Source organism: Humidesulfovibrio sp. (genome assembly GCF_030689645.1).
Taxonomy (GTDB): domain Bacteria; phylum Desulfobacterota; class Desulfovibrionia; order Desulfovibrionales; family Desulfovibrionaceae; genus Humidesulfovibrio.
This window is the reverse complement of sequence record NZ_JAUYFU010000028.1, coordinates 1-11,750: the sequence shown is the minus strand read 5'-3', so window position 1 is coordinate 11,750 and position 11,750 is coordinate 1. Positions and strand designations below refer to the sequence as shown.

Below are 11,750 nucleotides of genomic sequence, written 5' to 3'. Positions count from 1 at the left end.
GTTCCTGGACGGCATTGAGGCCTACGCCTACTTCCCCCTGGCCGTGGCCCGCAATGTCCAGGCCCGCGACGCCGACCTCCAAGTGGAGGTGCTGCCCCAGGCCGGGAGCATCGACAGGGCGGGCGGCCTCGCCTTCGGCCTGAAGAACTCCGGCAACTATTTCGCCTTCCGGGTCAACGCCCTGGAGGACAACGCCGTGCTTTTCGAGTTCGTGGACAACCGCAGGCTGGAGCGCGCCAAGACCGAGCTGCCGGTGGCGGCAGGCCGCTGGACCCGCCTGGAAGTGCAGGTGCGCGGGAACAGGATCGTCTGCCTTGTGGATGGGCGACCTGTCCTTGAGTACGATGCCGCCAAGCAGGTGGGCGGGTACGTGGGGCTGTGGACCAGGGCGGACTCGGTGACGCAGTTCCGTGACCTCGTCATGACAACCGGCGGCATTTCACGCCAGCTCATCCTCCCGGCGGACGTGGCACAAGATCCATCTCGGAGGATCGCTTCTAAGCCCTCGAAGGGGCCTGGGTGGACCCCACTCTCATCCAGGCCAGGGCCGCCCTGCGGTAGGGGTTCAGCTCCTTGGCCGTGTACGACCCCTTGAGCGGGCTGCCGTGGCGCTGGTTGTGGTCGGCATGGGCACGACAGTACCGCTCGTCCAGGCCGTCCGCTGTCCCCGCTCTGGCAGGCTTACCGCAGTGGATCACCCGGCAGGAGCCGTACATGTGGTTTGGGACGCTGGCGCGGGCGCTCACGTCCTGCTTGCGCTTCTTGCGCTGGCTCCAGTCGGTCATAGCTTACGGGTCCCACTGAAGGAGAGTGGCGGTCTCCCCAAGTGCCTGTAGTTTAACGTGCTCATGGTCATTCCCTTACCACCCCCAAGATCCCAGGCACTCCTGTTCCCCTGAGGAGACAAGAGAGCATGACCTCCCTGGCCTTGCCCTTGTTCGACCTGCCCACGATCACGGAGTCATGGACAGGGAGGACATGGATACCAAGCTCCCGGAGGGCAAGCAGGACGTCCGCCGGAACCTGGCTCTCGATGAACTGGACCGTAACGCCCTTGTCCGTGAGCTGGCCCAGGAGCCGCAGGAGGTCTTGGAGGTTGCGGGCAAGGCGGTCGATGGAGAAGACGTGGCCCCATGGTGGGCCTCCGGCTGGCCCTGACAGGGCATGGCCATCCCTGGCCACCAAACATGCCCAGCCCCGGGCCTACACACGTTTGGCCCCCTACCGGGGGAGGACCGGGGTCGACAGGCATCGCCATGACCCCTCACATATTTGCACCAAAATATCCGAACAACCTAACCACATTCTTACCTATACTCATTGACCTACCCGCGACAACATTGTAATGGGGATAATAGGAGTCAAAATTCCTACCAAAGTAGGCGAACTTCGCCATGCGTTGCAACCAGATGCATGCGAACGCAACCAAGGAGGGCAGAATGGCGAGACAACCGGCCAAAGAAGATCCGCTGATCCGGATGCAAAAGGACCTGAAACGGGCCAAGGAGAAGGACCAGAAGACGGTCCGCTGGATCATGGTCATCGACCAGGCCAAATGCGCGGGCTGCCACGCCTGCACAGTGGCCTGCGCCGTGGAGAACAAGCTGCCGCCAGGCGTCATCTACCGTCCGGTCACCGAACATGAGCACGGCCAGTTCCCCAACGTCCGGCGCAGCTTCCAGCCACGGCCCTGCCTGCAGTGCGACAACCCGCCCTGCGTCACGGTCTGCCCGGTGACGGCCACATATAAGAATGCCCAGGGCGTCACGGTCATCGACTACGACCGCTGCATCGGTTGCCGCTACTGCCTCGCTGCCTGCCCCTACGGTGCGCGCACCTCGGACTTTGCCGAGTGGCACGCCAAGGAGGTGCCTGCGGTCAAGGGCGTCACGGCTGGCGGCGAGTGGGCCGCTGCCGGGTATGAGGAAAAGCCCGCCGCCGAATACGGCGAGGCGTGGAAACCGCGCAGCCGCCGCGACTCGCCCGTGGGCAACGCCCGGAAGTGCCACTTCTGCCTGCACCGCCTAGCCGTGGGAATGCTGCCCGCCTGCGTCACCACCTGCGTCGGCAGGGCCACCTACTTCGGCGATCGCAACGATCCCCAGGCCCTGGTCCGGGAGCTCATCGGCTCACCCCGCGTCATGCGACTCAAGGAAGAACTTGGTACCAAACCAGCCGTTTACTACCTGGTTTAGGGGGAAGTCATGGACAAAATATACAACAAGCTCATAGTGCTGGCTGTGGCGGGTTTGGTGGTCGGAGGCTGGGGCCTTGTGGACCGCCTGCTTCATGGCCTGACGCCCGTGGCCTTCGGCTCGGTCATCCCCTGGGGATTATGGGTGGCCTTCTACCTGCTGTTCCTGGGCCTCTCGGCCGGGGCTTTCCTGGTCACCATCCTGGCCTACGTCTTTGGGCAGAAGCAGTTCGAGGCCGCAGCGCCGCTGGCGGCCTTCACCGTGCTGGTGGCCCTGCTCTGCGAGGTCCAGTTCATTCTGCTCGACCTTGGCACCATGCACCGGGCCTTCTATCGCTTCTTCCTCTCGCCCAATCCGGCCTCGGTGATGTTCTGGATGATGGTGCTGTTCATCGCCTTGCTGGCCCTGTACCTGGCGAAGACCTGTCTGCTCATCCGTGGCACCATGGTGGCATGGGCGGCGGATGAAACCCGCTGCTACCGTGGCCTGTATCGCTTCCTCAGCTTCGGGCGAACAGTCTACGGCCCGGCCGAGCGCGAGTCCGACCAACGGCTGGTGAAGCGCCTGTCCTGGGTCAGCCTGCCCGTCGGCCTGCTCTTTTACTGGGCCAACGGCGTGTTCTTCGCCGTTGTTCCGGGCCGCCCCCTGTGGAACAGCGCCCTGACCCCGCCGCTGTTCGTGGTTGCGGCACTGCTCTCCGGTGGCGCGCTGCTTGCCTTCCTCATGCTTGCCCTGCGCGGGGACGACGAGGAAGGACGCGAGGCGGGACTGGGACTGGGCCGGGTGGTGTTCCACCTGCTGGTGCTCTTCCTGATTCTGGAGCTGACGCAGCTCTTCGTGGCCTCGGCCTCTGGTCGACCAGACGCGGCCTTCGCCCTGGAGCGCATCTTAAGCAGTGGCAGCGGATTTCTCTTCGGCTTCATGCACCTGTGCCTTGGCGGGCTTCTGCCGTTGATTCTATTGCGCGGCGGAGCAGACAGCCCTAAGGCCGTGGCCTGGGCCTGCGCCCTCATCGTGCTGACCTTCATCAGCTTCCGCTTCAACTTCGTGGTGGCCGACCTGGCCGTGACGCGGCTGGAGGGCCTTGAGCCCTTCTATGTACACGCCCGGCTCTCGGCCGATTACGTCCCCAATCTGAACGAGTGGCTGGTGAGCCTCTGGGTCGTGTCTTCGGGGGTTCTGGCCTTCGCCCTGGGCACCCGCTACCTGCCCGTTTCCGGGCCGCTTAATGGAGGGCAATCCCATGTCTAGGAACGCCAAAATCAACGGTCCCGCACCCGGCCCCGTGGAGATGGACCGCCGCAAGTTCCTGAAGTGCTCGGCCCTGGCCGGTGGCCTCGCCGCATCAGGCGCGCTGGCCCTGCACCAGGCCTTCAGCGGAGACGCCCAGGCAGCAGAGGGCGGGGCTTACATCCATGCCAACCCGGAGAACCAGCTCTATTCGGTGTGCCAGCAGTGCAACACCAACTGCGGCATCAAGGTGAAGATCGTGGACGGCAAGGCCGCCAAGATCGACGGCAACCCGTACAATCCGTGGACGCTCAACCCGCACATCTCTTACAAGACTCCGCTGGACAAGGCCGCCACGGTGGAGGGGGCGCTCTGCCCCAAGGGGCAGGCTGGCATCCAAACCCAGTACGACCCCTACCGCATCGTCAAGGTGCTCAAGCGCGCGGGCAAGCGCGGCGAGGGCAAGTGGAAGTCCATCCCCTTCGACCAGGCCATCACCGAGGTCGTGGAGGGTGGAGACCTGTTCGGCGAGGGCAAGGTGGAGGGCCTGAAGGACATCTGCACCCTGCGCGACCCGGAGGCCTCCAAGGCCCTGGCCGAGGACGCCGACGCCGTTGCCAAGGGCAAGATGCCCCTGGACGAGTTCAAGGCCAAGCACGCGGACAATCTCAAGCATCTCATCGACCCCGAGCATCCGGACATGGGGCCGAAGAACAACCAGTTCGTGTTCAACTGGGGCCGCCTCAAGGGCGGGCGCAGCGACTTTGTGCAGCGGTTTTGCGGGGCGCTGGGCACCAACAACCGCCACGGCCACACCACCGTGTGCCAGGGCTCGCTGTACTTCAGCTGCAAAGCCATGAGCGACCAGTACACCGACGGCAAGTGGACAGGCGGCAGCAAGTTCTACTGGCAGGCCGACCTGCTCAACTCCGAGTTCGCCATATTCGTTGGCGCCAACCCGTATGAGGCCAACTACGGCCCGACCAACCGTGTCCCCATGATGACCGACGGCATCGCCGACGGCAGCTTCCGTTTCGCGGTCATCGACCCGCGCTGCTCCAAGACCGCCTCGCGCGCCTGGAAATGGCTGCCTGTGAAGTCCAGCGGCGTGGGCGCAGTTGCCATGGCCATGATCCAGTGGATCATCGAGCACAACCGCTTCGACGCCCGCTACCTGGCCAACGCCAACAAGGCGGCGGCCAAGGCCGACAACGAGCCCACCTGGACCCAGGCCGCCTGGCTGGTGAAGGTGGGCGAGGACGGCAAGCCCGGCGCCTACCTGCGCGGGTCCGACCTGGGCCTGAAGAAGGAGATCCGCAAGGACAAGGACGACAAGGACTTCGAGTACGACGCCTTCGTGGTCCTCTCCGGCGGCAATCCAGTGGCTTTCGACCCCAACCACGAGGAGAACGCCGTGGAGGGCGACCTGCTGGTGGAGGCCGAGGTCAAGGGCATGAAGGTCAAGAGCGTGCTCCAGGTCTACAAGGAGGTCGCTTCGGCCAAGACGCCTGAGCAGTGGGCCGAAATCGCCGGGCTCAAGGCCTCGGACATTGCCGACCTGGCGCGCGAGTTCACCAGCCACGGCAAGAAGGCCGTGGCCGACATCCATCGCGGGGCCTCGCAGCACACCTCGGGCTTCTACAACGTCATGGCCTGGTTCCTGGTGAACATTCTCATCGGCAACCATGACCACATGGGCGGCCTGTGCAAGGCCACTACCTACGACGCCTCGGGCAAGAAGCCGGGCCAGCCCTTTGAGGTGGGCAAGGCCAAGGCCCCCAAGAGCTTCGGCATCGACATCATCCGGGGCGGCAAGGCCTTTGACAAGACCACCCTGTTCGACAAGTTCCCGGCAAAGCGGGTCTGGTACCCCTTCTGCTCCGACGTCTACCAGGAAGTCATCCCCAGCATCGGCGACGCCTACCCGTACCCCATCAAGGCGCTCATGCTGTACATGGGCACCCCGGTCTATTCCCTGCCCGCCGGGCACGAGCTCATCAGCATCCTGTCCGACACCAAGAAGCTGCCGCTGTTCATCACCTCGGACATCGGCGTGGGCGAGACCAGCATGTATTCGGACTACATCTTCCCGGACCTGACCTACCTGGAGCGTTGGGAATTCTCCGGATCGCACCCCTCGATGCCGTTCAAGGTCTTCCCCGTGCGCCAGCCCGTGGTCGAACCCCTGCCTGAGGCTGTCACCGTGTTCGGCGAGAAGATGCCCATCAGCATCGAGACCCTGTTCCTGGGCATCGCCGAGAAGATGAAGCTGCCGGGCTTCGGCGAGAACGCCTTCGGTCCCGGCCTGCACCTGAAGCGCGAGGAGGACCTGTACCTGCGCATGGTGGCCAACGTGGCCTACGGCGAGAAGGAGGAGGGCGCGGACAAGGTGCCCGCCGCCTCCAAGGAGGAGCTGGACCTCTTTGCCAAGAGCCGCCGCCACCTGCCCGCCACGGTGTTCGACCTTACGCGCTGGAAGGCTGTGGTGGGTGAGGAGCTGTGGCCCCATGTGGTCACGGTGCTGGGCCGGGGCGGCCGCTTCCAGGACTTCGAAAAGGGCTACAAGGACGGCCTGCTGGCCAACAAGTACGGCAAGATGCTGGGCATCTACCTGGAGAACCAGCTCAAGACCAAGAACTCCATGACCGGCAAGCCGTACCTGCATTATGCGGACTACGTGCCCGGCCCGGCAGATTGCATGGGCAAGATGCTGGAGGACGAGAAGCAGGGCTTTGACCTGACGCTTCTGACCTACAAGGCCGTGACCCAGACCAAGAGCCGCACCAGCGGCAACTACTGGACGCTGGGGCCGCTCCCGGAGAACGCCATCGAGATCAACACAGTTGATGCCCAGCGCCTGGGCCTCAAGACTGGCGATCTGGTGAGAGTCACCTCGCCCAGCAATCCGGACGGGGTCTGGCAATTGGGACCAAACACCAAGAAGCCCATGGTGGGCAAGGTCAAGGTCATGGAGGGCATCCGGCCCGGCCACATCGCCTTTGCCCTGGGCTTCGGCCACTGGGCCAACGGCTCCGGGGCGCAGACCGTGGACGGCGTGACCATCCCCGGCGACAAGCGCCGCGCCGGGGGCGTGCACGCCAACGCGGCCATGCGCGTGGACCCGGTGCTCAAGAACACCGGCCTGGTGGACCCCGTGGGCGGCAGCGCCGTGTTCTACCAGAGCCAGGTCAAGTTGGTGAAGATCTAGTCCCAACAACTCACAGCGCGGGCGGGGGCATGTGCTTCCGCCCGCTTTTTGCGTGTGGGAGTTCAGTTCCCGTCCCTTGCACGACGCTTGACCATCATCGAAATCATGGCCCAGGTGCTGCATATCAGGATTCCCAGCAAGAAGCCCAGCAAGCAGGATTTAGTTGGGAACATTGACAGCACAGGGCGCTTTCCGGCAGTTGTACAGACCAGGGGCAAGCCGCCGGGGCTGCCTCACATTACTGCGACACACGAGGCCATGCAGCACCAGGGCAAGCCCAGTTATTATAGGTAGATACGACACATGCGCGAAATCATCCTCATCCACGCCACAGGCGAAGACTGCCCGGGCATCACCTCGGTGCTCACCGGAGTTCTGGCCGCCTGCGGGGTGGACATTCTGGACATCGGCCAGGTGGTCATCCACGACCACCTCACCCTGGGCATGCTGGTGGCCCTGCCCGACGAAGCCCAGGCCGCGCCGGTGCTCAAGGATCTGCTGTTCAAGGCCCACGAGCTGGGCATCACCCTCAAGCTCACGCCCATCGGGCCGGACCGCTACGAAACCTGGGTTGGCGTGCAGGGACGCCCCCGGCACATCGTCACCCTCCTTGCCAGAAGGCTGGAGGCGGCTCACATTTCCCGGCTCACCGGAGCGCTGGCCCGCCACGGCCTGAACATCGACATCATAAACCGCCTGTCGGGGCGCATTTCCCTGGCCAACGGGGGCGAGGCCAAGCCCGCCTGCGTGGAGTTCTCCGTGCGCGGCAGCACAACGGATTGGGCGGCCATACGCCGCGAGTTCATGGAAATGGCTGCGGAAATGGGCGTGGACGTAGCCCTGCAAGAGGACAACGTGTTCCGCCGCAACCGCAGGCTGGTGGCCTTTGACATGGACTCCACCCTCATTCAGGTGGAGGTCATCGACGAGTTGGCCAAGCGTTTCGGCGTGGGCGAGGAGGTTTCGGCCATCACGGAAGGGGCCATGCGCGGCGAGTTCGACTTCAAGGAGAGCCTGCGCCGCCGCTTGTCGCTCCTGAAGGGCCTGGACGCCAGCGTGCTGGAGGATGTGGCCCAGAACCTGCCCCTGACCGAGGGCGCAGAGCGGCTCATCTCGAACCTCAAACGCCTCGGCTTCAAAATCGCCATCATTTCCGGCGGATTCACCTATTTCGGCGACAGGCTGAAGCAGCTCCTCGGCATCGACTACGTTTTCGCCAACAAGCTGGAGGTCAAGGACGGCCTGCTCACGGGCCGGGTCATCGGGCCCATTGTCGATGGCGCGCGCAAGGCCGAGCTGTTGCAGCGCCTAGCCGACAAGGAGGGCATCAGCCTCCAGCAGGTGGCCGCAGTGGGTGACGGCGCCAACGACCTGCCCATGCTGGGCATCGCGGGCCTGGGCATCGCCTTCCATGCCAAGCCCAAGGTCAAGGCCGGGGCGCGCCAAAGCATCTCCACCCTGGGCCTCGACGCCATTCTCTACCTCATCGGCTTCCGCGAACGCGAAACCCTGGGCTAACCCACCACGCGAATCCGCATGTGAATGCATGCCGCGCCGGGAATCTCCCTCCCGCGGACTACGCAATGCACAAAATTCGTACAGACACAACAACGGCTGCGGGTATAAAGCCTTGTCTTCCGCAATTCAATCAAACCAAAACAGGAAGCACCAATGAACATACTTCTCGCTTGCAAGCTTCGCACAAAGTTGTTGGCCAGCTTCCTCTTAATTTCGTTAGTTGTAGTAGCTATTGGCGCCTTCGGCATCGTGAAGTTGAAGCATGTCAACGCCGCCGACACTCTTTTGTACCAGCAGGCCACCCTGCCCCTGGCCGAAATCGGCGAAATTTCCACCACCCTGCAGCGCCTGCGGCTGAACATGGTGGAGCTGGTGGACGCCAACACGGACGATGCCAAGGCCTTTGGTCAGAAGCAAGTGCGCACCTTCCGCGAGAAGATCACCGCCGACTTGAACCACTTCGACACCTACCAGCTTTCGGATGACGAGCGGAAGCTGATGCAGGAGATGAAGACAGCCAAAGAAGAGTTCTACCATCTGGCCGACAAGGTGCTTGAGCTCGACGCCAGCAACAAGCAAGAGCAGGCCCGCGCGCTGCTCTTCACGGAAGGACGCACTGCCGCTCGCGCCATGCAGGCCGCCGTGGACAAGATGATCGCGGCGAAGAGCCAACAGGCCAAGACCATCAGCGATAGCAACGACGCCCACGCCAAAGCAGCGGAGAAGCTCACCTACGTGCTCATGGCCCTGGGCTTCTTCGCCTCCATCACCTTCGGCCTGTTGCTGGTGCGCAGCGTCATGGCCCAGCTGGGCGAAGACCCCGGCTACCTGGCCGAGGTGGCGGGCAAGATCGCCGGCGGCGACCTGAACGTGGCCTTCCGCGAGCAAGACAAAAAAGGCGGGGTGTACCTCGTCATGCAGGGCATGGTGGCAACCATGAAGGCCAAGATCGCCGAGGCCGAGGAAAAGTCTCTGCACGCGGCCCAAGAGGCCGAGCGCGCGCGCATCGCCACCGACGAGGCTGTGGAGGCCAAGGGCAAGGCTGAACTCGCCAAGGCCGAGGGCATGATGCACGCGGCCACGCAACTGGAGAAGGTTGTCGAGGTCATCAGCAGCGCCAGCGAGGAGCTCTCCGCCCAGGTGGAGCAGTCCAGCCGCGGCACAGAGGTCCAGGCTTCCCGCGTGGCCGAAACCGCCACTGCCATGGAAGAGATGAACGCCACTGTGCTTGAGGTGGCCAGAAACGCCTCCCAGGCCGCAGACTCCTCGGGCCACGCCCGCACCAAGGCCATGGACGGCGCGAAGATCGTGGCCCAGGTGGTCCAGGGCATCGGCACCATGCAGACCGTTTCCTCCACCATGAAAGAAGACATGGGCCAGCTTGGCAAACAGGCCGAGGGCATCGGCCAGATCATGAACGTCATTTCCGACATCGCCGACCAGACCAACCTGCTGGCCCTCAACGCCGCCATCGAGGCCGCCCGCGCGGGTGACGCCGGACGCGGTTTTGCCGTGGTGGCCGACGAGGTGCGCAAGCTGGCCGAGAAGACCATGACCGCCACCCAGGAAGTGGGCGCGGCCATCACCGGCATTCAGCAGGGCACAAAAAAGAACCTGGACAACGTTGAACGCGCCGTCACCACCATCGAGAACGCCACGCTTCTCGCCAACCAGAGCGGCGAGGCCCTGCAGGAGATCGTCCGCCTGGTGGAAGTTGCCACGGACCAGGTGCGCTCCATCGCCGCCGCCAGCGAGCAACAGTCTGCAGCCAGCGAAGAAATCAACCGCAGCATAGAGGAGATCAACCGCATCTCCACCGAGACCTCCAGCGCCATGCGCCAGTCGGCCCTGGCCGTGGGCGACCTTGCGGCCCAGGCCGGCAGCCTGCGCGGACTCATCGACACCATGAAGCGCGGCGGCTAGGCCGACCCTCCTCCCCCCTGCATCACACTGGCCGGGCGTCTGCGGATGCCCGGCCTTTGCTATTTCATGCCCTGCCAAAACCGGCGCACCCCATGCATGCGCGCACGCGACGCCAAATGCGGATCGACTTCACAGTATTCGACACCCTGCACGCAGTTCCAACACCTCCACGCCGCACACATATAGTCGCAGGCTAAAGACGCGAAGGTGAACAACCGATAGCGATAATGATCAGACGCCAGCCATCTTGACCCGAGCGCTGCATCAAAGCTATTATACTCCCCTATGCGCAGTCGGCCGCCGTCGATACCTGATTACATTCCACGCAGCACAACAACGAGGATCATCACATGAACAATATTCGCATCGGAGTCCGGCTGATAACGGCCTTCGTCATGGTCGCAGTTCTCGCAATGGTGGTCGGCCTCGTGGGCTATTCCGGAATAATGAAAGCCGAAAACGCATTGGAGACCATCACCCGCGAGGACGTTCCCAGCATCGAGGCGCTGGCCCAGGTGCGCTTCAACATGCGCAACGTCATCGTGGCCCAGCGCACGCTGCTGGTGCGCGAGCTCTCGGCCCAGGACCGCGAACAGCAGTACAAGAACATAGAAGAAGCCAGAAAGATCTATCGCGAGGCCATGGCCCGGTATGAAGCTGTCCCCAAATCACCGGAAGAAACCAAACTTTTGCAGGACCTGAAGAGCATCCTCGCCCAGGCTGCGGAACAGAACACCGAGGGGTTCGCCCTGCTCAAGGACTCCGCAGCCGACCCCACCAATGAAGCCAAGTACTCCAAGGCCGTGACCCACATCATCAACAAATCCATTGATGTGAACCGCGCCCTATTCGACACTCTGGGCCAGCTCATCATCCAGGCCAAAAAGGAGTCGGAGGAAAACAGCAAGAAAGGCATAGCAGAGGCTGACAGCAGTCTCCGCACCATGACCATTGTGGCCGTGCTGGCCCCGCTGCTCGGCCTCCTGCTCGGATTCCTGCTCACCCGGTCCCTCACGCGGCCCCTGGGCGTCATCGTGAGTTTCTCCGAGTCCGTGGCGCAGGGCAACCTGAAGCAAACCCTTGAGGTGCGCCAGAACGACGAGCTTGGGAAGCTCTCCGACAGCCTGCGGCACATGGTTCAGAACCTCAATGCCAAGATTGCCGAGTCGGACGAGAAGAGCGTCCTGGCCGCAGAAGAGGCCCGCAAGGCGCAAATAGCCACCCAGGAGGCCAACGAAGCCAAGGCGCAGGCCGAACGCGCCAAGGCCCAGGGCATGATCGAGGCCGCCAGACAATTGGAACAAGTGGTGGAAGTCATCAGCTCCGCCTCCGAGCAATTGTCCGCCCAGGTGGAGCAGTCCAGCCGGGGCTCCGAGGTCCAGGCCTCCCGCGTGGCCGAAACCGCAACAGCCATGGAGGAGATGAACTCCACAGTGCTTGAGGTGGCCAGAAACGCCTCCCAGGCTGCGGAATCAACGGAATCCGCCCGCAAGAAGGCTGGCGAAGGGTCCAAGGTCGTGGGGCAGGTCGTGGCAGGCATCAACACCATGCAGAGCGTGTCCATGTCCCTCAAGGAGGACATGGGCCAGTTGGGCAAGCAGGCCGAGGGCATCGGCCAGATCATGAACGTCATTTCCGACATCGCCGACCAGACCAACCTGCTGGCCCTCAACGCC

The 11,750-nt window shown here is 63.5% G+C and carries 8 protein-coding genes and 1 pseudogene; 8 read left to right on the top strand and 1 reads right to left on the bottom strand.

The genetic code is table 11. The features are described 5' to 3' along the window. Positions 1-595, top strand: a pseudogene (locus Q8O35_RS04945) (hypothetical protein); the annotation flags it as partial. Positions 596-852: 257 nt separating this feature from the next. Here Q8O35_RS04945 and Q8O35_RS04940 read toward each other — a convergent pair. Next, positions 853-1,182 carry a recombinase family protein gene (locus tag Q8O35_RS04940; protein ID WP_305571256.1) on the bottom strand — a complete coding sequence of 110 codons (330 nt, stop codon included), beginning with the start codon at positions 1,180-1,182 and terminating at the stop codon, positions 853-855. A gap of 257 nt (positions 1,183-1,439) precedes the next feature. Here Q8O35_RS04940 and Q8O35_RS04935 point away from each other — a divergent pair, with 257 nt between their 5' ends. The 7 genes from Q8O35_RS04935 to Q8O35_RS04905 all read left to right on the top strand — a co-directional run. After that, complete coding sequence (locus Q8O35_RS04935; protein WP_305571254.1) at positions 1,440-2,195, top strand: 4Fe-4S dicluster domain-containing protein; 756 nt, start codon at positions 1,440-1,442, stop codon at positions 2,193-2,195. A 9-nt stretch (positions 2,196-2,204) separates the two neighbouring features. Next, positions 2,205-3,446, top strand: a complete 1,242-nt coding sequence (nrfD, locus tag Q8O35_RS04930; RefSeq protein WP_305571252.1) for an NrfD/PsrC family molybdoenzyme membrane anchor subunit — start codon at positions 2,205-2,207, stop codon at positions 3,444-3,446. Then, entirely contained in the window at positions 3,439-6,633 is a 3,195-nt protein-coding gene (locus tag Q8O35_RS04925) for a molybdopterin dinucleotide binding domain-containing protein (RefSeq protein WP_305571250.1), read from the top strand. The genes nrfD and Q8O35_RS04925 overlap by 8 nt, the downstream gene beginning before the upstream one ends. A gap of 87 nt (positions 6,634-6,720) precedes the next feature. After that, positions 6,721-6,927: a hypothetical protein gene (locus tag Q8O35_RS04920; protein WP_305571248.1), complete on the top strand. Its 207-nt coding sequence runs from the start codon at positions 6,721-6,723 to the stop codon at positions 6,925-6,927. A gap of 9 nt (positions 6,928-6,936) precedes the next feature. Further along, entirely contained in the window at positions 6,937-8,151 is a 1,215-nt protein-coding gene (gene serB / locus Q8O35_RS04915) for a phosphoserine phosphatase SerB (protein WP_305571246.1), read from the top strand. 153 nt (positions 8,152-8,304) lie between these two features. Beyond that, the gene (locus tag Q8O35_RS04910; protein WP_305571244.1) at positions 8,305-10,074 is read left to right on the top strand and encodes a methyl-accepting chemotaxis protein; all 1,770 of its coding nucleotides are present in this window, start codon (positions 8,305-8,307) and stop codon (positions 10,072-10,074) included. Positions 10,075-10,424: 350 nt separating this feature from the next. Next, a partial coding sequence (locus Q8O35_RS04905) for a methyl-accepting chemotaxis protein (RefSeq protein ID WP_305571242.1) occupies positions 10,425-11,750 on the top strand: 1,326 nt, incomplete at its 3' end.